We start from the raw sequence: 20,175 nt of genomic DNA, 5'->3' as shown, positions 1-20,175 counted from the left end.
AGCGCAATTCCGGGGTGTCGCCACCCATTTCGAACCCGATGTTGTCCGGAGCGTTGTCCGGGCCCACTTCCGCATTGATCGTGCGTCACCGGTTTGAGTAGCCTGCTGCCGGTTGTTCCCGCACCAGGGGGAATTCGATCTTGAACTGGACCGGATTTCAGCGGGAACCGCACTGGGGTGTGCCGCGTCCGATCTGATCGAGGGGCATTCCCGGCAGTACGACCATCGGGTTGGAGGGTGTGGCGTGAAGTTCGACATGGGGTCGTCGACGCTGTCGACGTTGACCAAGCAGACCCAGGGTTCCAGCGACGACCTGGGCGCGCTTATCCGGCAGTTGATCGCCGCGGCGGAGCCGCTGCAGGGCAAGTTCAACGGTGCCGGCCGAGCGGCCTTCGACGGGTTCAAGACCCGCGCCGACGAGATCACCGCCGAGCTCAACAGCTCGCTTGCGGCGATCCTGGGCGGCCAGTCCGGGATGGACTCCTCGTTCGGCCAGGGCGACACCGAGATGGCCGACAACGCCACCTCGGCGCAGGGTTCGGCCAACTTCGACGCGGCCCGCTTCGGTGCCCGCTGACCTGGGGAGGTAAGCAGTCATGACGATGGACCGGCGCAGCTTCGACACCGGCGTCTCGCAGTCGGTGCAGGGCGACCTTCAGGGCATCATCGGGCGGCTGGAGTCGGTGATCGGCCAGCGCGACCAGGCGGTCGCCGCCGCGATGGCCGACTTCCAGGCCGACGGGGTCTCCGACGACTACCACCACGTCGAGCAGCGATGGAAGTCCGCGGCCACCGAGGTGCGGCAGATCATCAACCTGGTCAAGCAGACCATGACCCAGAACGACGACTCCGCGAACACGGCGCTGTCGCGTGCGCGTTCGGCGGTGCAGGGCATCGGCTGACGTCGGCGGGGAGGAATCGTCGTGGGCCGCTGGGACATCCAGCCCGCAGGTGTGCAGGGCGTTTTGCAGCAGGTCGAAGGCGTGGCCGATGACTTCGAGGGCCACCTGCGTTCGATCAACAGCGCGATGGAGGGGGCCGGGACGCAGGCGTCGTCCGGGATCATCGGGCAGGCGCTGACGGGGTTCGCGAACTCCCAGCGGTCCAGCATCGAGTTCGTGTTCACCCGCACCGGCGCGGCGATGAACGGCGCTGTCAACGCCACCCAGGCGTACGTGCGCGGTGACCTGGAGATGGCCGCGAACGCGCAGGCCAACGCCACCGCCGCCCCCGACCCGCGCGGCACCATGCCGAACGGGGGCGCCCGGTGATCAACCCGGCCGAGATCCCGCAGATCCCCGGCGACATGGACGCGCTGGCCGGGCACGCGTCGACGCTGAAGACCGCCGGTGCGGCCTTCGCCTCCACCGGCGCCGACGTGCACGCGAAGTGGCAGGGCCTGGCGGCGGTCTACGACGCGCCGGAGGCCGGTCAGCTGCTCAACGCCACGCAACCGGTGTCGGCGGTCAGCGACACCGTCGGCGGCAACGTCGAGACCGTCGCGGGGGCGCTCTCGACCTACGCGACGACGGTCAAGCCGATCAAGGCCAGGCTGGAGTCGCTGCGGGCGCAGGCGCAGACCTTCGTGTCCTCGGTGGAGGGCGACGACGACTGGCGCGAGGACGAGGGCAAGGTCAACCAGCACAACCAGTTGCTCTCGCAGGTCAACGAGGCCGTCGCCGAGTGGATGGAGGCCCAGCGGACCTGCGCCAACGCGATCAACGCGGTCTACGGCGGGACGCAGTACGCCGCCGACAACGGCGACGGCAGGCGCGACCCCAACGAGTTCGGCTACACCAAGGACCAGCTGAACTCCGCCCTCGGCGAGGGCCTGCCGTGGGGCAAGGCGGAGGAGCACGACGGCGGTTTCTGGGGCGACGTCGGCGACTTCTTCGTCGGCATCAAGGACGGCGCCGTGCAGATGGTCACCGACCTCGGTGCGCTGATCGGCTACGCGAACGGCGAGTGGAGCTGGTCCACAGCGGGCGCGGCCTGGAAGGGGCTCGGCACCTTCGCGCTGGCGCTCGGCACCTACGCCAACCCCCTCGCGATCGTGGCGGACCAGACGATCGGCCTGCCAGGTTTCAAGCGCGGCGAGATGGGCGGCACGCTGCTCAACGCGGGCAAGTCGATCATCGCCTACGACCAGTGGGGCAAGGGCCACAACGGACGCGCGGCCGGGCAGGCGACGTTCAACATCGTCTCCGCCGTGGTCGGCACCAAGGGTGCCGGCGCGGGCCTGAAGGGTGCCGGCGCGGCGATCCAGGGCGGCAAGGTCGCCGGGATGGCCGCCAAGGTCGGCGGCGGCATGGTGCGGGCCGGCGACTTCGTGGCGAAGATGCCCACGGTCGGCGAGCTCGGCATCAAGCTGGCCAACAAGCTCAACATCCACATCCCCCACCTCGGCCCGACCCCGGCCCTGGCCGGCGACGGCCCGTCGTTCGGGCACCGCGTCGACACCGACATCGCGGACACCCGCGGCCCCGACGTCGCACGCATGGACAACGGCGGACCCCGCGGCGGCGGCCCCAGCGTCGGCGACGGCCTGCATCACACCCCGGACGGCCACCACGGCGGTGGGACGCCCCCGGGCGGGAACACCGCAACGGACGGCCCTCGTGACAGCGGTGTCCCGGACGGCCGGCAACCGTCCGACAGCCACGTCGGCGGATCGCACCACGGCAACGGACACGTATCCGGCGACGGCACGACCCTGCACAACGGTGACCGCCCGATTGATAGCCGCACTCCGTTCGACGGGCACACCCAGGTCGAAGGCCACGCTCCGGTCGACGGCCACACTCCGGACGGCGATCGCCCTGATGGCGACCACACCAGTTCGCCGGACGGCGGCGACCCGTCGAGCACCAGCCCGGCTCCCGGCGCGGACACTCCTGCGCTGCCCGAACGACTCGGCAACCAGCCCGACGGGTCGTGGGTCAACGTCGAGCACGGAACGCGGTACGACCTGTCGCCGGAGATGAACGCGGCGGTGGACCGCTACCTCGGTGGCGCCAGCGTCACCGAAGGGCACGTCACCCCGCACGTCCGGTCGATCGCGGACGGCATCGACGGCGCCAGGCTCCAGGGTTATCCGGACTTCGTGCTCAAGGGCGAGGACTCGTTCAAGCGCAAGTTCGCGCAGGACCTGGCGAGGTACCCCGATCTCAGCCCGGACGAGATCCTCGCCAACGTCAAGGACTCGGTCCGCTACACGATCGAGATGCCGTCGCGCAACTACACCGACGGCGTCCTGAGCGCGGTCGACGACCTTCGCGCCCGGGGCTATGAGAACGTCACCTTCAAGCCCACCTGGGAGAACCCCGACACCTACAAGGGCGTCAACTCCACCTGGCGCGATCCCGCGACGGGACGCGTCTTCGAGCTCCAGTTCCACACGCCCGACAGCTTCAAGGCCAAGATGGACACCCACGGCCTCTACGAAGCCGAAAGGGTGGCCACGGACGAAGCCGACCGGTTGCGGGCGGCCGAGGCCCAGGCGGAGATCTTCCGCCAGGTCGACGTTCCCGATCACGCGATCGACCGTCTGCACGAGCTCAAGCAGACGCTGGAGGCCGAACGCGCGGCGGTGGACCCCGCCGACCACGCCCCGCCCCAGCACCCGGACGCCGACGGGCATGGCCATCATGACGGGAATCCTGCTCCCGGCCCGGCGGATCCGGGCGATCCCGCGGGGCATGGCGACGGTGCCGGGGACGCTGCTCCCGACTGGTCCGCGGTGTCCGGGACGACCGATGTCAACAGCAAGCCCGCGCTGCATTCCGGAACCGCGACTCCCGAGCAGGCGCAGCGCTACGTCGCCGAGCACCACCCGTACGTGGTCGACGTCAACGTGGACCGCTTCCAGCGAGGCGTTCCCGGTAGCGATCAGAACTGCAGCCGTTGCGTTCGCGCCGTCGACCTCGGTTTCACCGGAACGCCCGCATCGGCCCTGCCGTGGCCCGAAGGGCCCGGATGGGGGCTGAGCAGCAACACTTTCGCCGACTACGCCCGGTCCCTCGGAGCCGACCCGGCGGCTTTCCGCCAGGTGTCGTCCTACGATGACATCATCGGCGACATGACGGCGCGGGGCGAAGGCGCTCGCGGCATGGTCTACATCGGTCGCCCCGGTTCCGCTCACGTCTTCAACGTGGTCCACGATCAGAACGGCGTTGTCTTCCTGGACGGGCAGACCGGTGGTCTGGCGCTCCTGGAGAAGAACGTCAACATCATGTACTTGCCGATCGGGAGATGATTGACGATGTCGCAGGCGCCGCACAGCGGTAGCCCGGAGGCCCGGCACAGGTTGCACGAGTTCCTCGTGCGCCACTTCGGGGAGGAGATCAGCCACCCGAAGCTGGGGCCGATCGCGGTCCGGGACGAGGTCACGCGGGACTTCGACATCGCCGAGACCTTCGCCGTGGACACGGTGCGGGCCATCGACAGCGGGAATCCCGCTGACGGGTTGATGAGCGGCGGGATCGTCGTTCCCAAGGACGGCTCGCCGGTCCACTGGGCGCCGACCATGCCCGCCGTCGAGGACTACGTGAAGGCGGTCGCCGACGGTGAGCGCTGGTGGTCCTCCGGCGGCGCGGAACCGGTCACCGAGGTCACCTATTACGGATTGCTCACTCCCGGTCGCACCCGCAGCAATCCCAGCGGAGTCCTGCGCCGTCGCACCGCGGCGGGCAACACCACCGACGAGGTCTTCACCCGGAACCTGCGGTGGGAGCCGACTGACTACTTCCGCAAGTACGAACTCGGGCACAACGACGACGAGCAAGTGGAGATCACTCCAGGTGAGGCGGCCGAGTTCGTCAGGAGGATCCGTTCGAAGCTCGCCCAGTCGTAGACGTGAGGTAAGCAGTGGGGCTGATGGACCTCGCCGAAGTCGAAGCGGTCGCCCGGCGGGCGCACGCGGAGCAGGTCGACAAGGCCGGGCGACCCTATGCCGAGCATCTGGCGGCGGTCGCGGACGGGGTGCGGGCGCGCGGCGGGTCGGAGGAGCAGATCGCGGCGGCGTGGCTGCACGACGCCGTGGAGGACTACGCGCTCAGCGAGCAGTGGCTGTGCGAGGCACCGCTCGCACCGCAGACGGTCGACATCGTTCTGGCCCTGACCAAACGCACCGGCGAATCCCCGGAGGACTACGCCGCCCGCATCCTGGCGACGCCCGGCGCCCGGCTGGTCAAGGAAGCCGACCTCGCGCACAACGCCGACCCGGCCCGCCTGGCGGCTCTCGACGAGCAGACGCGCGAACGGCTGACCGGCAAGTACGCGCACATGCGAGCACTTCTCGGGATCTAGTCCGGCAGGCCGAAGTGGCGCAGGACGTCGGTGAGCAGTTCGTACGGTGCCTTCTGCCCGCCGTCGAGGCGGCACCAGCAGGCGCGCCCGCGGTCGAGGCCGAGGATGCGGACGCGCGCGGCCGGGGCGGACTGGGCGTGCTCGACACCGCGCTGCTGCACCACCTGGTGGCCGACCAGGATGCCGTAGGGCAGCGCGGGCATGGTCGGGGTGTGCCAGCGGAGTCCGTCGAGGCGACCGGGGTGGGAGGCCACCAGCATGGACCGCGCCTTGCCCGCCACCGCCGCCGCCAGGTCCTCGATGGCGTCCTGGCCGACGGCGGTGCTCGCCGGTCCCGCCAGCCGCAGGCGTTCCCGCACGCCGGTGTCGACCCGCGTCACCTCCAGCGACCCGACCGCCGCCGGCTCGCCTTCACCGCCCACCACGACCACGTTGGTGGGTTCGGGCGAGCGGTCGTGGCAGTGCCGGGTCAGCTCGCGCGGCGACCAGGGCTCCGACGCCGGCTCGACGACTCCCCAGCCCGCGGGTGCGGCACCCACGAGTGCGCGCATCGCGGCCTCGGTGCTGAGTCCGAGCTGGAGGGCGTTGTCGGCCGCGTGCAGGGTGGTGATCTGCACCTCCAGGCTCCCCGACCGGGTCGGTACCGGCGGGGCGGCGGGGCCTTCGGCGGCGGTGAAGCGCGCGCCGTTCCAGCGCAGCGGTTCGCCGGTGATCCCGTCGCGGAAGCGCTCGACGCCGTCGCGCACCACCCACTGCGCGTGGCCGTCGGTGATCAGCAGTTCGAGCGGGTAGGTGATGCGGCTGCGGGCCGGGGTGAGCACCTGCAGGACCCGTCCGCCCGCCGCCGCCGTCACCGCCGCGTCGGCGAGCCAGCTCGACAGCGGCACGACCCGGCGGTCCTGCTCGACGACGATCGCCTCGGCGGTTTCCCGGTCGGCGGCGGGATGCCCGGTCAGCGCGTCGACCACGACACACCTCCCGACGTGGTGACAAGGGCCTGGGTGAAGCGCCGGGCCGCCGCCTCGGCTTCCGGGTCGCCGCCGGGTGCGCGGGTTTCCACCCACCACACCGGGTGCGGCACGTCCTCGTCGAACCCGAGCAGCCGCCGCACCTCGCCGCGCACCTGCACCAGCCGCGCTCCCTCGGTGGTCATCATCAGCCGCCCGTCCTCGTGGTAGAGCTGGATGAGCTGCGCCTCGTCGATGGTGTTGACGCGCAGTTCCGCACCGGCGGCTCGCATCGCCGCGAGCATCGCTCCCGGGCCGGGCTGTTCGCGGCACAGGGCCACGATGTCGAAGGTCACGACGCCACCGACCAGCTCGGCAACGCCTCCGCGACAGTTCGGATCACGACTCCTCCAGGTAATCCAGGAATGCGGTCTGCACGGTGCGGGTCTGGTCGCCGGGCCGGACGTGCAGGGCCCGTCCCGGCGGCAGCGTCGTCGGGCGCACGCCCGGGAAGAGCTGCCCCTCCGAGCGGTCGCCGGACATGAGCAGGCTCAGGCAGCCCGATTCCCTGACACCCATGGTGAACGGCTCGAACAGCCCGCGCGCGGCCCCCATGACGCGCCGGGTCATGACGACGTGCAGCCCGAGGTCCCGGCCCGACGCCAGGAAGGGCACGAACGGCGCGAGAGGCTGGCTGCCGGAGGCGGCCAGGACGTCGTAGTCGTCGATGACGAGCACGATCCTGGGCCCCGCCGGGTGGTCCGGTGACCCGCGCTTGACCAGTTCCTGCGACACCGCCTGCGCGAGCTGGTTGGCCAGCGCGTGGTTGCTCGCGTAACCGCCGAGGTGGTCCTCGGGCACCAGACCTTCCAGGCCGTGCCGCGGGTCGAACACCGCGAAGACGATCTCCTCCGCCGGGTACTGCCGCACCAGCGTCGAGGTGACCAGCTTCAGCAGGTTCGTCTTGCCCGTTCCGGTGTCGCCGAGGACGAGCAGGTGCTGGTCGCGCCCGAACAGGTCGAGGTTCGCCGCGCCGAAGTCGTTCTCGAAGCGTCCCAGCGCGACGGTGCCGCGGTCGGTGGCGGGCAGCTCCCTCGGGTCGAGCACCGCGGGCAGCACCCGGATCGGCGGCGGCACCGGTCCGGTCCAGGTGCTGCGCACCAGTGCGGCGGCCTCCGGCAGCCCGGAGCCCGCCGGGTCCGGGACGGAGTCCAGCCGGGGCAGTGCGACCTGGGCGAACAGCTTGTCGGTGGTCAGCGCCCTGCCGAGCTGCTTGGCGCCGACGGCGCGGGCGAGCTTGCCGTCGATGCTCGACTCCGCCGGGTCGGTCAGCCGCAGCTCGATGCGGTTGCCGAAGCCGACCTGCTGGGCGCCGCGCACCTCGTTCCACCGGCGCGCGGTGGCCACGACGTGGATGCCGTAGCGGCCGCCGCGGGCGAGCAGGTCGTGCACGCGGCTCTCGATCGCCTCGAACTCGCCCGCGAGCTGGCCGTAGCCGTCGATCAGCAGCACGACCTCGGTGCAGGGCAGCTCGGCCGGTTTCCCGCGCAGTTGCGCGATGTCGTCGACCTGCCTGCGCTGGAACAGCCGCTCGCGCTCGGACAGCATGCCGTGCAGCTCGTCGACGGTGCGCCGGATGCGCTCCCGGTCGTCGCGGCCCGCGACACCACCGACGTGCGGCAGGTCGGCCAGCGCGCGCATGCCGCTGCCGAGCAGGTCGATGCCGTAGATGCCGATGTCGGTGGGGCGGTGCGCGCAGGCCAGTCCCAGCGCCAGCGTCCGCAGCGCGGTGGTCTTGCCCGCACCCGGACCGCCGAGGACCAGCAGGTTGCCGCCCGCCGACGACAGGTCCAGCGTCCAGGTGCCCTGCCACTGCCGGGCCGGGTCGTCCAGCCGTCCCATCGGCACCGGCAGGCCCGCCGCGCCGGTGTCCCGCAGGCGCAGGCCGTCCACCGTGACGTCGAAGCCGCCCGCGGCCTGGTCGAGGGTGACCGCCGAGGGCAGCGGCTCCAGCCAGACCGGTGCGACGGGTTCGGCAGCGCCCTCCAACTGCTCGACGATGGTCGACAGCAAGGTCGGGCCGATCGTGCGCCGGGTCGCCTTCGGGTGGTCGGTCTGCTCCTGTTCGTCCGGCGAGCCGTAGCGGGGCATGGCCAGCACTCGCGGTGCCCCGGTCTCGACGGGACGGGCTTCCTCCGGCTCGGCGACCGGACCCGACACGTAGGCGGACTTGAACTGGTCGTACACGCTGGTGTCGACCTTGAGGTAGCCGGCGCCGGGCAGCGGCGGCAGGTGGAAGGCGTCCGGGGTGTCCAGCACCGTCCGGCTCTCCATCTCCGACAGCGTCCGCAGCCCCAGCCGGTAGGACAGGTAGGTTTCCAGCCCGCGGAGCTTGCCGCCCTCGATCCGCTGGCTCGACAGCAGCAGGTGCACACCGATCGACCGGCCGATGCGGCCGATCCGCAGGAACAGCTCGATGAACTCCGGCTTCGCCGTCATCAGCTCGCCGAACTCGTCGATCACCACGAACAGGTGCTGCAACGGCGGCAGTTCTTCCGGCTCGCCCAGGGCGGCCCGGCGCATCGCGTACTGGGTGATGTCCACGCTCTTGTCCGCGTCGGCCAGCAGTTGCTGCCTGCGCTGGACCTCCCCGTCGAGGCTGGCGTACATCCGCTCGACCAGCGAGGAGTCGGACTCCAGGTTGGTGATCAGGCCCGCGGTGTGCGGCAGCTTCTCGAACGGCGCGAACGTCGCGCCGCCCTTGTAGTCGACCAGCACGAGGCTGAGCTGCCGCGGTGAGTGGGCGGCCACCAGAGCGAGCACCAGCGTGCGCAGCAGCTCGCTCTTGCCCGACCCGGTCGCGCCGACGCACAACCCGTGCGGACCCATCCCGAGCTGCGCGGACTCCTTCAGGTCGAGCAGGGTCGCGTTGCCCAGCGCGGTGACGCCGATCGGCACCCGCAGGAAGTCGCGCTCGCCGCGCTGCGCCCACATCCGATCGACGTCGAGCTTCGCCGGATCCTCCATGCCCAGGAGCTGGAGGAAGTCCGCGGGCGGGGTGCCCGAACCGTCGTCGTAGGAGTCGGCCGACAGGCGCAGCGGCGCGAGCTCGCGGGCCAGTCCGGCGGCGAACGCGTGCGAGGCCGGTTCGAGGGTGCCGGCGCGCATCGCGCGCGGTTCGGTCTGCTCGACGGTGACCTGCTCCCCGACGGTCACCCGGCTGGAGATCTCGCTCGGCTCGTGCAGCCGGTTGGACAGCAGGTGCAGCACGGTGACGCCGAGCCGGTCCAGCCCGACCCCCTTGTCCGGCGTCGGCAGCTTCCGCGCCACGTCGCCGAAGGCGTCGTCGATCACCAGCAGTCGCGAGCGCGTCACCGCCTCGGCCGCACCCGAGCCGTGGCGGAACGCCTGCGCCGCGCGCGTCGCGCGGTCGGTGAGGTCGTCGGCCAGCAGCGCGGCCAGCGCCGCGGCGTCGGGGGCGAACAGCGGCTGCGGGCCGCCGGGGCCGATGTGCGCGCGGCCCAGCGCGTGCGGCAGCCACCGCACCCACGCCCAGTCCGCCTCCCGCTCCGGCGGGGTGATCACGGCGATCATCACGTCGTCGGGTGCGTGCATGGCCGCGACCTGCGCGATCAGCGTGCGGGCGGCGCCGAGGACCGCGTCGCGGCCCTCCCCGATCAGCGAGACGTCGCCCGCGCGGTCCAGGTTCACCCGCAGCGGCAGGTGCGGGACGGTGCCGAACCGGCGGCGCAGGGCGTTGGCCTCGGCCAGCATGAACGAGTCCGGCGGGTTGACCGGCGTGCCCTCGACGCGCATCCGCAGCTCCCGCACCGGCTGGTGCCCGGTGCCGACGCGCACCAGCAGGAAGTCGGTGTCGCCGCGGCGCCGCTCCCACAACCGGGCCGGATCGTGCACCAGGTCGAGCAGTCTGCCGACCGGTGGGTCCGGCACCGAGGCGCGGCGCTGGAAGTCCTGTTCCCAGTCCCGCAGGTCGTCGCGGAGCTGTTCCAGGTGGTCGAGGTAGCGCTCGCGCTGCTGGCGGCGCTTGCGGGTGGCCTGACCGCGCTGGGTGAAGTAGAACAGCGCGGCCGCGCAGACCGACACCAGCATGACGACCGCGCCGAGCGCTGCGAAGCCGCTGCCCCGGAAGAACATCATCATCGTCATCGACGCCGCGGCACCGGCCATCGGCAGGAGCCCCTGCACACCCGCTGCCGTCTTTCCCTCCGGCAGCAGCGGCGGCGGGTCTATGTCCAGCGGGTCCTCACCGCCGAGCGGACGCACAGTGCGCGCAGGCCGGTGGACCAGGCGGGTCGTCACTGCGCCTCCTTCGGACGTGCGGGTCGTGCGGTGGTAACGGTGGCCACGGCGGTCACTACAGCGGCCTGGCCCGGCGCAGCGACCACGCGGCGAGCCTGGAAACCTCGGTGACGGTCGGTTCGGCCAGCCTGCCGGGGTCGATCGGGCCGCCCGCACCGGCGTGGCGGTCGTGGGGCAGCACCACTGCGGGCAGCCCGAGCTGGGAGAACAGCGACAGCGCCTGCTTGGTCCGCAGCGCGGCCGCGCCGGTGCGGTCGACCGCGTTGAGCGCGACGACGACGTGCTGCAGCGCGGCCGGGCCGATGCGCGTCAGCGCCTCGGCGGTGGTGCGCACACCGTCCGGGCTCGCGGGCGCGACCACGACCACGGCGTGCGCGTCGGACAGCACCGCGCCGGCCGCCGGGTTGTTCATACCGGTCGTGCAGTCCAGCACGGCGACCGCGAACAGGCGCGACAGCGCACGCGTGACATCGCGTGCGAGCTGCGGCTGCGCGGCTCCTCCACCGGGCACCACCCACAGACCGCGCGAGGTGCGCGGCAACAACCGGTCGACGCTGGACAGGTCCTGACCACTGGCGGTCTGGAGGGCGGGTGCCAGCCCCGGCAGCGTCATCGCCGACTCGACGCCGAGCCGCCAGGACAGCGAACCGGCGTCCGGGTCGGCATCCACCGCGAGCACCGGCTCAGCCCGCCTGCCGGCGAACACCGAACCGAGCATCGCGGCCACCGCGGTCTTGCCCGCGCCGCCGCGCACCGAGGTCACCGCGATCCGGCGGCCGGTGGTGATCGGCGCCTGGACCGCGGTGAGGATCTCCTCCAACTCGCGCGGCTGCTTCGTGCTGGAGAAGGCGCGCACCACCGCACGACCGAAGCGGCGAGTTGCGGAGTCGCCGTGCGGCACGCGACCGACCAGGTCATGCGACTTGGCCGAAGACGATGGCGGTCGGGGCGGCGGATGCTCGTGCTGCGGCGACGCGAAGGCCCCTGGCCGGACGGGGTGCTTCACCGTGGGTTGCTGCGACGGCGCGTGCCGGACGGTCGGCTGCTGGGACGGCGGCGCAACGGCACCGCGGTGCGCTGACGCGGCCGGGGCGGGCGGACCGGCGGGGCCTGGAGCCGAGGGGCCCTGGCGTCCCGACGGTGCGTTCGGAGGAGTCACCGGCTGCTGGCCCGACGGCGACTGCTGCTGCGCCGCCGCAGGGTTCTGTTGTCCTGTCGCGGAGCCTTGCGGCGGCCCCGGCGATGGCTGCTGCCCCTTCGCCGAGCCCTGCCCCGCCGCAGGGTTCTGCTGCCCCACCGCCGGGCTCTGCTGGTGCGCTCCGGTGTTCTGCTGCCCCGCGGGCGTGTCCTGGACGGGCGGGATGCGCTGCGTGGTGTCGGCGTCCTTCTCCCACGGCGGGCGTTCGGTCGCGCCACCGCTCCACGGCCGTCCGGCCGGGGGCCCCGGCTGCCCGCCGGGCGTGTGGTCCGAAGTGGACACTGGAGAGCCCTTCCGTGGTCAGAACGTTTGCAGCAGGCGTTCGTAGATCCCGAAGACGCCGACGGCGACCGGGACCATCGCCACCACCGCGACGCCCTCGACGCGGTCGGCGAGCTGCCGGGCGCGGGCCCGCACGTGCGCCGGCGGCCGGTAGGCCAGCGCTGCGAAGCCGATGCTCAGCACCGCGACCGCCACCAGCACGCCGCCCCACCACTGCGCCGGCGCGACGAACAGCCAGTTGCTCACCAGTCCGACGACTACCACCAGCGTCGCGGCGGTCAGGCTCACCACCTCGGCGGTGAGCGGGCAGGCACGGGCGCGCAGGCACGTGGTGACGCCCAGCAGGCAGGCCAGCGCGACGGCCCAGCCGTTGGAGGCGTGCGCGAGGTTCCAGCCCGCGAGCGCGGCCGAGGCGGCGGCGAACACCACGGCCAGCGCGAGGCCTCGGTGCGCGGAGTCCACCGCGGCGCGGACCGAGCTGCGGGTCGTCGGCCGCTCGCCGAGCTGCTGGTCGTCGAGCCGGGTCAACCCGGAGGTCACCAGGGCGAGCCTGGGCAGCAGACCGAGCACGACCGTCGAGACGATCGCGAGCAGCGTCGCGGTCCGCTCGATGGGAAGGTGCAGTGCGCTGGGCACCGCCCAGAGCCCGAGGAGACCGAGAAGCGTGCCCGCGCCGGTCGCACCCGCACGCAACCGGCCGTTGGCGGCACCGGCCGCCAGCACCGTCAACCCGACCAGCACCGCCCAGGCCAGCGAGCGCAGCGGCCACTCGGCCAGCCAGTGCGGAACCGCGGTCGCGGTGGCCGCGGCGCCCGCGAGCAGCACCGCCGTTCCGATCACGCGGGCGCCGGGCAGCGCCAGCGCGGTGCCGCCGACGAGGGCGATCAGCCCGGCCGCCACGAGCACGGGCGGGGGTGTTGTCGGCGCCGCGAGCAGCGTGGCCCAGACCGCGGCGGCGGAGATGACCGCGGTCGCCAGCCAGCGGCGGGCGTCGTCCCCCCAGCGACCGGGCCGGCGGTCCAGGTCGTCGGCGACCTCGTCGGTCACGTCGTGGACCACCGCGGGCATCGGCGCCTCGCTGATCCGGTCGACGCGCAGCAGCGCACCGTCGGGCACCGCGGCCGAGCGCAGGCTCTGGTCGAGCTCGACGACCCGGCCGTCGAACAGCGAGATGCGGTATGCCTCGGGCGACTCGGCCGTCTGGTAACCGAGCAGCCGCACGATCTCCGGCAGCAACTCGCCCAGCGGCGTCTCAGAGGGGAGGACGAGGTCGACCCGGCGCCACGGGGCCGCGAGGGTCAGGCGAGTGAGCGTTCCGGTCGCCTGCGGCGGGGTCATCGCACCACCTGGCTGCTCGTGGTCTGCTGGCGCTTCTGCTGCGCCAGCGCGTTCTCCAGGAACGACCAGCCGACGCAGCCCGCGCAGCACACGGCCGCGACCACGACGCTGATCGCGAGGCGCTTGAGGTTGTCGACGGTCGCCATCTGGCGGCGGGCTCGGCCCCACAGCAACGATTCGCGCAACCGCCCGCGCCGGACGGCCACCGACTCGAGGAGCTGCGCGTCGTACTCTCGTGCCACCCGCGGAATGGTACTAGCGGCCTTCCGCTGGAAGGGACGATCCGCGGGATCCCCCGACGAGGATCACCGACCGCATCGCGCGGTGGTCGTCTGAGGTCAGAGCAGGTCTCCCGCCGTGGCGGGAGACTCCCCCGACCTGCGTCGGCGGCCGCTTTGTCAGCGAGCCACCCCGCGGTCGTCCCTGGGCACCCCGCTTTCAAACCCCGCCATCGCCGTGGCCCGCACCGCACCTCAGGTGTCGAGGCCGAGCAGGCGCTTGGCCTCCTCCCGCATCTCGACCTTGCGGACCTTGCCCGTGACGGTCATCGGGAACTCCTCGACCACGTGCACGTAGCGCGGGATCTTGTAGTGCGCGAGCTTGCCGGTGCAGAACTCGCGCAACGCCTCAACGGTGAGCTCGGCCGCGCCCTCCCGCAGCCGCACCCAGGCCATCAGCTCCTCGCCGTACCGCGCGTCCGGGACACCTACGACCTGCGCGTCGAGGATGTCCGGGTGGGTGTAGAGGAACTCCTCGATCTCCCGCGGGTAGATGTTCTCCCCGCCCCGGATCACCATGTCCTTGATCCGGCCGGTGATGCCGACGTAGTCGTCGGCGTCCATGACCGCCAGGTCGCCGGTGTGCATCCAGCGCGCGGCGTCGATGACCTCGGCGGTCTTGTCGGCCTGCTCCCAGTAGCCCAGCATCACCGAGTACCCGCGGGTGCACAGCTCGCCGGGCTCGCCGCGCGGCACGGTCAGCCCGGTCGCCGGGTCGACGATCTTGACCTCCAGGTGCGGACCGACGCGGCCCACCGTGGACACCCGCCGCTCCAGCGAGTCGTCGGCGCGGGTCTGCGTTGAGACCGGCGATGTCTCGGTCATGCCGTAGCAGATCGCCACCTCCGCCATGCCCATCCGGTCGATGACCTGCTTCATCACCTCGACCGGGCAGGGCGAGCCTGCCATGATCCCGGTGCGCAGCGACGACAGGTCGAAGTCGGCGAACTCCGGGTGGTCGAGCTCGGCGATGAACATCGTCGGCACGCCGTAGAGCGAGGTGCAGCGCTCCTCGGCGACCGCGGCCAGCGCGGTGCGCGGGTCGAAGCCCTCCGACGGGATGACCATCGCCGCGCCGCGGCTGGTGCAGGCCAGGTTGCCCATCACCATGCCGAAGCAGTGGTAGAAGGGCACCGGGATGCACACCCGGTCGGCCTCGGTGTAGCGGCACAGCTCGCCGACGAAGAAGCCGTTGTTGAGGATGTTGTGGTGCGACAGCGTCGCGCCCTTGGGGAAACCGGTCGTGCCCGAGGTGTACTGGATGTTGATCGGGTCGTCGGCCGACAGCTCGATCGCGGCCAGCCGCGCCGGGTCGCCGTCGCGGTCGAACAGCGCGTCCCACTCGTCGCCGTCGAGGAAGACGACCCGCTCCAGCGCCGCGCACTTCGCCCGCACCTGCTCGACCATCGAGACGTAGTCGGAGGTCTTGAACGCCCGCGCCGAGACCAGCATCCGGATCCCGGCCTGGTCGAGCACGTACTCCAGCTCGTGCACCCGGTAGGACGGGTTGATGTTGACCAGGATCGCGCCGATCCTCGCCGTCGCGTACTGCACGAGCGTCCACTCGGCCCGGTTCGGCGACCAGATGCCCACCCGGTCGCCCTTGGTGATGCCCGCGCCGAGGAGGCCGAGCGCGAGGGCGTCCACATCGGCCACGAACTCGCGGTAGCTCCAGCGGCGCCCGGTCGTGTGCTCGATCAGCGCGTCTCGCTCCGGGAACCGCGCGGCCGTCCGGTCGAGGTTCCCGCCGATGGTGTCGCCGAGCAGCGGCACGTCGGAGGTTCCCGAGGCATAGCTGAGTTCGGCAGGCATACCGCCTCCTCGTTGTCGTGACGTGGACCACGGCATCTTCACCCGGGCATCCGCGCCGAGTCGAGCCGTCGTTTCCCATAGAGTGCCCCCGTGCGCGCCTACGTCGTCGACTCCTTCACGGACCGAGCCTTCAGCGGCAACCCGGCCGGGGTGGTGCTGCTCGACGCGCCCGCCGACGCGGCGTGGATGCAGTCCGTCGCGGCGGAGCTGAAGCACTCCGAGACCGCGTTCGTCGTGGTGGGCGGGGACGCGCCGGCCAAGCCGCTGCGCTGGTTCACCCCGGACACCGAGGTGCCCCTGTGCGGGCACGCGACGCTGGCCACCGCGCACGTCCTCGGCGGTGACCAGCTGTTCGACACCGCCAGCGGGGAGCTGCGCTGCACCGCGGGCGAGGACGGCTGGATCGAGATGGACTTCCCCGTCGACGTGCCCGAACCGGTAGAGCCGCCGGAGGAGCTGACCGCGGGACTGCCCGGCATCACCATCGAGCAGGTCGCCGAGGGCGCCACGAAGCTGCTGGTGCGGGCGGCGTCGGCGGCGGAGGTCCGGGCGTTGCACCCCGACTTCGACGCGCTGGTGCAGGTGCCCAAGCCGGGCGTGGTCGTGACCGCCCCCGGCGACCACGACGGCGTCGACTTCGTCAGCCGGGTCTTCGCGCCCCGCGTCGGCATCCCGGAGGACCCGGTCACCGGCTCCGCGCACTGCACGCTGGCCGCGTGGTGGTCGACCCGCCTCGACCGCACCGGCCACGGCGCCGAGTTCGTCGGCGAGCAGGCGTCGGCCCGCGGCGGCACGGTGCGGATGACCCTGCGCGGCGACCGCGTCGGCCTGCGCGGCCGAGCCGTCACGGTCCTCGAAGGCGAACTGCTGGCGTGATCACCCTCTCGGGGTCCGCCTTTGACGCTTCTTCGACGCGGCGCAGCCGCTTGGCCCACCCGCGCAACCGGCGCCGCCGGAACCGCTACGCAAAGTGAGTTCGAAGAAACCCTGAGGGTCCGGGGCGGAATCTCGGGGTCGCACCCGAGTGCGTCGGGCCCGACGGGTGTCAGGCTGGTGGTATGAGGTTGTTGCTCAACATCGTCTGGCTCATCTTCGGCGGCCTGCTGATGGCGCTGGGCTACGTGGTGGCCGGTGCCGTGCTGGCCATCACGGTGGTGGGAATCCCGTTCGCGATCGCCTCGTTCCGGATGGCCAACTTCGCGCTGTGGCCGTTCGGCAGGCGGCTGGCCGACGAGCCCGACGCGGGCGCGTTCTCGATGGTCGGCAACGTCCTGTGGGTGGTGCTGGCGGGCTGGTGGCTGGCGCTCGGGCACATCGTCACCGGCCTGGCGCAGTGCGTGACGGTCATCGGCATCCCGCTCGGCGTCGCGAACTTCAAGCTGGTGCCGGTGTCGCTGTTCCCGCTGGGCAAGCGCATCGTCGACACCGACGCGCATCGGCTCTACCACGTGCGCTGACCCATGAAGTGAGTTGCGTCACAGTTCCGTGTGTAGCGGGTCGCGCGCCCCTCCCATCTGGTGTCCGGCTTTCACCAGACCAGGGGGGCACATGATCACCGACCTCGAACTGGAGCGGGTGGCGGCGGTCATCGAACGGGTGTTGCGGCGCCGCGACGGCACTGCGACCTGGGAACAGGTCGAACGGCTGCGGTTGCAGTCGGACCTGCTCGACCGGCTCGCCGCCGCGCAGCGGCACTGGGGCGGCTCGATCGGCGGTCGCGCCGAAATGGTGCGCGACGCCGCCGAGCGGCTCGCCGACGAGCTCAACCGGGCACCGGGCGCGACGACAGAGCACGAGTGCCCCTGCTGCGCCGAACGCGCCGCGGCCGCCGGCCGGCGGCCGGGCGGTGACGACGTCCGCGCCGCGAAGACGTCACCCCCGGCCTGACGCGCCGCCTCAGGCCCAGAACGGGTCCTTGACGTGCTCGATCAGGTCGGCGATGGAACGCACGACCTTGGTCGGCCGGTACGGGAACAGCTCCGCGGTGTGCTCGTCGGAGATGCCCGAGAGCACCAGGATCGTCTGGAGCCCGGACTCCAGCCCCGACCGGACGTCGGTGTCCATCCGGTCGCCGATCATCAGCGTGTTCTCCGAGTGCACCCCGAGCTGCCGCAGCGCCGACCGCATCATCAGCGGGTTCGGCTTGCCGACGTAGTACGGCGCCCGCCCGGTGACGCGCTCGATCAGCGCGGCGACCGCGCCGGTGGCGGGCAGCGTGCCCTCCCGGCTCGGGCCCTTCTCGTCGGGGTTGGTGGCGATGAACCGGGCGCCCCCCTCGACCAGCCTGATCGCCTTGGTGATCGCCTCGAAGCTGTAGGTCCTGGTCTCGCCGAGGATGACGTAGTCGGGCTCGCGGTCGGTGAGGACGTAGCCGATGTTGTGCAGCGCGGTGGTCAGCCCGGACTCGCCGACGACGAACGCCGAGCCGCCGGGCCGCTGCTTCTCCAGGAACTGGGCGGTGGCCAGCGCGGAGGTCCAGATCGCCTCCTCCGGCACGTCGAGGCCGGTGCGGTGCAGCCTGGCCCGCAGGTCGCGCGGGGTGTAGATCGAGTTGTTGGTGAACACCATGAACGGGATGTCGTGCTCGCGCAGTGCGTTGAGGAAGGTGTCCGCGCCGGGCACCATGTGCTCCTCGTGCACCAGCACGCCGTCCATGTCCATCAGGTAGGTCCAGGGGGCTGGTTCAGTCACGCCCCAGATGATCCTCCGGAGACGGGGTGGATTGCCACCTCTGCGGCCTTGACCACGAACCAGACCTCGTCACCCGGGACCAGCGACAGGTCGGCGACGGCGGCGGGCGTGACGTCGGCGGCCAGCGGGCAGTCCCGCACCGCGCCTCGCACCCGCACCACGTCACCGCGCGGTTCGAGACCGGTGAGGCGGACCGGGATCGTGTTGCGCGGGCTGCCGTGCGGGCGATCCCGATGCACCGCGACCGCCGACGGCGCGAACACCGCCGCGGCGGGTTCGCCGGCTTCCAGCGGCTCGGCGACCCGGCCGTGGAGCGCGACGGCGGCGCCGTCCTGGCCTTCGGCCCCGCCGGCCGCTCCGCTGCCTGGCTCCATTGCCACGCTCGCCGTCGTGCCGCCCACCAGCTCGAGCCCGCCGTCCGCGGCGACGCCGGGCAGCAGGTTGAGCCCGGCGATGCGCGCGGTGAACGCCTCCCTCGGCCGGGAGAGCACCTGCCTGGTCGGCCCCGCCTCGACGATCCGCCCGTCGAGCAGCACGACCAGTTCGTCTGCCAGCACCACGGCGTCGAGGACGTCGTGGGTGACCAGCACGGTCGGGCGCTGCTGCCGGCGCAGCACGCGGTGCAGCAGTCCTCGCATCGCGGGCGCGGCGTCGATGTCGAGCGCGGCCAGCGGCTCGTCGAGCAGCAGCAGCTTCGGGTCCGCCGCCAAGGCCCGCGCCAGCGCGACCCGCTGCGCCTGACCTCCCGAGAGCTGCCCGGGCTTGCGGTCGGCCAGCTCCGCGGCGTCCACTTCGGACAGCCAGTGCGCGGCCGTCCGCCGGGCCTCGGCCTTGCCGAGCCCGGACGCACGGGGTCCGAACGCGACGTTCTCCAGGGCCGTCAGGTAGGGGAAGAGCAGTGCGTTCTGCGCGAGGAGCCCGACACCCCTGCGGTGTGTCGGCACCCGGACCCGCCGCTCGGTGTCGAGCCACACGTGCCCGCCCAGCTCGATGCGTCCCCGGTCGGGCGTGAGCAGGCCGGACAACGCCGACAGCAGCGTCGACTTGCCCGCCCCGTTCGGCCCGAGCACCGCCAGGACCCGGCCCGGCGCGACGGTCAGCTCCGCGCCCAGCGCGAACTCGTCGCGCCGCACCTCGATGTCGGCCCGCAGGCTCATGACCACACCTCCGGCCGGACCGCACCCGGCAACGCTCCCGTCACGACTGCCCCTCCACGGCCTTCGGCCGCGCGACCACGATGACCAGCAGCGCGACCACCACCAGCAGCAACGACATCGCCACCGCGGCATCCACATCGGACTGCGCCGTGGTGTAGATGGCCAGCGGCAGCGTGCGGGTGGTGCCCTGCAGGCTCCCCGCGAACGTGATCGTCGCGCCGAACTCGCCGAGCGCCCTGGCGAAGGTGAGCACGAGGCTGGACCCGAGCGCGGGCAGCAGCAGCGGCACCGTCACCCGCCGGAACGCCAGCCACGGCCCCGCGCCCAGGGTCGCCGCGATCTGCTCGTAGCGGGCGCCGGCCGTGCGCAGCGCACCCTCCAGCCCCACGACCAGGAACGGCATCGCGACGAACGTCTGGGCCAGCACCACCGCGGCGGTCGTGTAGGGCAGCCGGACGCCGACGACCTCCAGCGCCTGCCCCGCCAGGCCCGTCCGGCCAAGCAGGTAGAGCAGCGCCAGGCCACCGACCACCGGCGGCAGCACGAGCGGCAGCAGCACGAGCCCGCGCACGACCCGCATTCCGCGGATCCCCGACCTGGCCAGCACCACGGCCAGCGGACCGCCGAGCACCAGCGCCAGCGCGGTCGAGATCAGTCCGGTGCGCACCGACAGCTCCAGCGCGCTCAGCGCGGCGTCGCTGCTCAGCAGCGCAGGCAACCGCACCGGGTCGACCCGCAGGAACAGGCCCGCCACCGGCAGCACGATCAGCGCCAGACCGAGCATCGCGGGCACCCACAGCACACCGGGCACCGCGACCTGGTGCCCGCGGGAGCGCCGCGACCGC

Annotated in this window: 19 protein-coding genes; 9 read left to right on the top strand and 10 right to left on the bottom strand. The window is 72.3% G+C overall.

Features of this window, described 5'->3' with window-relative positions:
• Positions 1-112: 112 nt before the first annotated feature.
• Genes SACE_RS02900 through SACE_RS02875 form a run of 6 tightly spaced genes read left to right on the top strand, consistent with a single transcriptional unit; the run spans position 113 to position 5,307 of the window.
• On the top strand, positions 113-577 hold the full coding sequence (locus SACE_RS02900) for a hypothetical protein (protein WP_231849912.1): 465 nt from the start codon (positions 113-115) through the stop codon (positions 575-577).
• A gap of 19 nt (positions 578-596) precedes the next feature.
• A complete protein-coding gene (locus tag SACE_RS02895; RefSeq protein WP_009945176.1) occupies positions 597-902 on the top strand; it encodes a pore-forming ESAT-6 family protein in 306 nt (101 codons plus the stop codon).
• Between the two features lie 21 nt (positions 903-923).
• Complete coding sequence (locus tag SACE_RS02890) at positions 924-1,271, top strand: DUF6507 family protein (protein ID WP_009945177.1); 348 nt, start codon at positions 924-926, stop codon at positions 1,269-1,271.
• Positions 1,268-4,255, top strand: a complete 2,988-nt coding sequence (locus SACE_RS02885; RefSeq protein WP_009945179.1) for a toxin glutamine deamidase domain-containing protein — start codon at positions 1,268-1,270, stop codon at positions 4,253-4,255. Before SACE_RS02890 ends, SACE_RS02885 begins: the two co-directional genes overlap by 4 nt.
• A 6-nt stretch (positions 4,256-4,261) precedes the next feature.
• Positions 4,262-4,852, top strand: a complete 591-nt coding sequence (locus SACE_RS35720) for a hypothetical protein (protein WP_009945180.1) — start codon at positions 4,262-4,264, stop codon at positions 4,850-4,852.
• Positions 4,853-4,875: 23 nt separating this feature from the next.
• The gene (locus SACE_RS02875) at positions 4,876-5,307 is read left to right on the top strand and encodes an HD domain-containing protein (RefSeq protein WP_031334216.1); all 432 of its coding nucleotides are present in this window, start codon (positions 4,876-4,878) and stop codon (positions 5,305-5,307) included.
• Here SACE_RS02875 and SACE_RS02870 read toward each other — a convergent pair.
• The 7 genes from SACE_RS02870 to SACE_RS02840 form a co-directional block, all read right to left on the bottom strand.
• On the bottom strand, positions 5,304-6,275 hold the full coding sequence (locus SACE_RS02870) for a DUF6177 family protein (RefSeq protein WP_009945182.1): 972 nt from the start codon (positions 6,273-6,275) through the stop codon (positions 5,304-5,306). The genes SACE_RS02875 and SACE_RS02870 overlap by 4 nt on opposite strands.
• Positions 6,260-6,610 carry a hypothetical protein gene (locus SACE_RS02865; RefSeq protein WP_009945184.1) on the bottom strand — a complete coding sequence of 117 codons (351 nt, stop codon included), beginning with the start codon at positions 6,608-6,610 and terminating at the stop codon, positions 6,260-6,262. Before SACE_RS02865 ends, SACE_RS02870 begins: the two co-directional genes overlap by 16 nt.
• Positions 6,611-6,653: 43 nt before the next feature.
• A complete protein-coding gene (locus SACE_RS02860) occupies positions 6,654-10,574 on the bottom strand; it encodes a type VII secretion protein EccC (protein ID WP_009945186.1) in 3,921 nt (1,306 codons plus the stop codon).
• A 55-nt stretch (positions 10,575-10,629) separates the two neighbouring features.
• A complete protein-coding gene (locus SACE_RS37350) occupies positions 10,630-12,054 on the bottom strand; it encodes a MinD/ParA family ATP-binding protein (RefSeq protein ID WP_143538059.1) in 1,425 nt (474 codons plus the stop codon).
• A gap of 18 nt (positions 12,055-12,072) precedes the next feature.
• Positions 12,073-13,392: an EsaB/YukD family protein gene (locus SACE_RS02850; RefSeq protein ID WP_009945189.1), complete on the bottom strand. Its 1,320-nt coding sequence runs from the start codon at positions 13,390-13,392 to the stop codon at positions 12,073-12,075.
• Positions 13,389-13,634 (bottom strand): hypothetical protein, encoded by a 246-nt coding sequence (locus tag SACE_RS02845; RefSeq protein WP_009945190.1) that lies wholly within the window; start codon positions 13,632-13,634, stop codon positions 13,389-13,391. The genes SACE_RS02850 and SACE_RS02845 overlap by 4 nt, the downstream gene beginning before the upstream one ends.
• Before the next feature lie 231 nt (positions 13,635-13,865).
• Positions 13,866-15,482, bottom strand: coding sequence for an AMP-binding protein (locus SACE_RS02840; protein ID WP_009945191.1), 1,617 nt, complete (start codon positions 15,480-15,482; stop codon positions 13,866-13,868).
• 90 nt (positions 15,483-15,572) lie between these two features.
• Here SACE_RS02840 and SACE_RS02835 point away from each other — a divergent pair, with 90 nt between their 5' ends.
• From SACE_RS02835 to SACE_RS02825, 3 genes are all read left to right on the top strand, one after another.
• Entirely contained in the window at positions 15,573-16,358 is a 786-nt protein-coding gene (locus SACE_RS02835) for a PhzF family phenazine biosynthesis protein (protein ID WP_009945192.1), read from the top strand.
• 182 nt (positions 16,359-16,540) lie between these two features.
• Positions 16,541-16,939 carry a YccF domain-containing protein gene (locus SACE_RS02830; protein ID WP_021341410.1) on the top strand — a complete coding sequence of 133 codons (399 nt, stop codon included), beginning with the start codon at positions 16,541-16,543 and terminating at the stop codon, positions 16,937-16,939.
• 91 nt (positions 16,940-17,030) lie between these two features.
• Positions 17,031-17,369, top strand: coding sequence for a hypothetical protein (locus tag SACE_RS02825; protein ID WP_009945196.1), 339 nt, complete (start codon positions 17,031-17,033; stop codon positions 17,367-17,369).
• 9 nt (positions 17,370-17,378) lie between these two features.
• On the opposite strand, the gene SACE_RS02820 is transcribed toward SACE_RS02825, so the two are convergent.
• The 3 genes from SACE_RS02820 to SACE_RS02810 are packed head-to-tail and all read right to left on the bottom strand — an operon-like array spanning position 17,379 to position 20,141.
• Positions 17,379-18,143, bottom strand: coding sequence for an HAD-IIA family hydrolase (locus tag SACE_RS02820; RefSeq protein ID WP_031334217.1), 765 nt, complete (start codon positions 18,141-18,143; stop codon positions 17,379-17,381).
• A gap of 26 nt (positions 18,144-18,169) precedes the next feature.
• Positions 18,170-19,330 carry a sulfate/molybdate ABC transporter ATP-binding protein gene (locus SACE_RS02815; protein ID WP_009945198.1) on the bottom strand — a complete coding sequence of 387 codons (1,161 nt, stop codon included), beginning with the start codon at positions 19,328-19,330 and terminating at the stop codon, positions 18,170-18,172.
• Positions 19,331-19,370: 40 nt separating this feature from the next.
• Positions 19,371-20,141: an ABC transporter permease gene (locus tag SACE_RS02810; RefSeq protein WP_029621502.1), complete on the bottom strand. Its 771-nt coding sequence runs from the start codon at positions 20,139-20,141 to the stop codon at positions 19,371-19,373.
• Between the last annotated feature and the right edge of the window lie 34 nt (positions 20,142-20,175).

The sequence above is a fragment of the Saccharopolyspora erythraea NRRL 2338 genome (assembly GCF_000062885.1).
Lineage (GTDB): Bacteria > Actinomycetota > Actinomycetes > Mycobacteriales > Pseudonocardiaceae > Saccharopolyspora_D > Saccharopolyspora_D erythraea.
Note: the sequence above shows the minus strand (reverse complement) of the source record. Positions and strands in the feature narration are given on the sequence as shown.

What these genes read in the sequence shown, in the direction of transcription:
- SACE_RS02895 (WP_009945176.1), top strand. Translation starts at nt 597, where the DNA reads ATGACGATGGACCGGCGCAGCTTCGACACCGGCGTCTCGCAGTCGGTG.
- SACE_RS35720 (WP_009945180.1), top strand. Translation starts at nt 4,262, where the DNA reads ATGTCGCAGGCGCCGCACAGCGGTAGCCCGGAGGCCCGGCACAGGTTG.
- SACE_RS02875 (WP_031334216.1), top strand. Translation starts at nt 4,876, where the DNA reads ATGGACCTCGCCGAAGTCGAAGCGGTCGCCCGGCGGGCGCACGCGGAG.
- SACE_RS02850 (WP_009945189.1), bottom strand. Translation starts at nt 13,392, where the DNA reads ATGACCCCGCCGCAGGCGACCGGAACGCTCACTCGCCTGACCCTCGCG.
- SACE_RS02840 (WP_009945191.1), bottom strand. Translation starts at nt 15,482, where the DNA reads ATGCCTGCCGAACTCAGCTATGCCTCGGGAACCTCCGACGTGCCGCTG.
- SACE_RS02830 (WP_021341410.1), top strand. Translation starts at nt 16,541, where the DNA reads ATGAGGTTGTTGCTCAACATCGTCTGGCTCATCTTCGGCGGCCTGCTG.
- SACE_RS02825 (WP_009945196.1), top strand. Translation starts at nt 17,031, where the DNA reads ATGATCACCGACCTCGAACTGGAGCGGGTGGCGGCGGTCATCGAACGG.
- SACE_RS02820 (WP_031334217.1), bottom strand. Translation starts at nt 18,143, where the DNA reads ATGGACATGGACGGCGTGCTGGTGCACGAGGAGCACATGGTGCCCGGC.
- SACE_RS02815 (WP_009945198.1), bottom strand. Translation starts at nt 19,330, where the DNA reads ATGAGCCTGCGGGCCGACATCGAGGTGCGGCGCGACGAGTTCGCGCTG.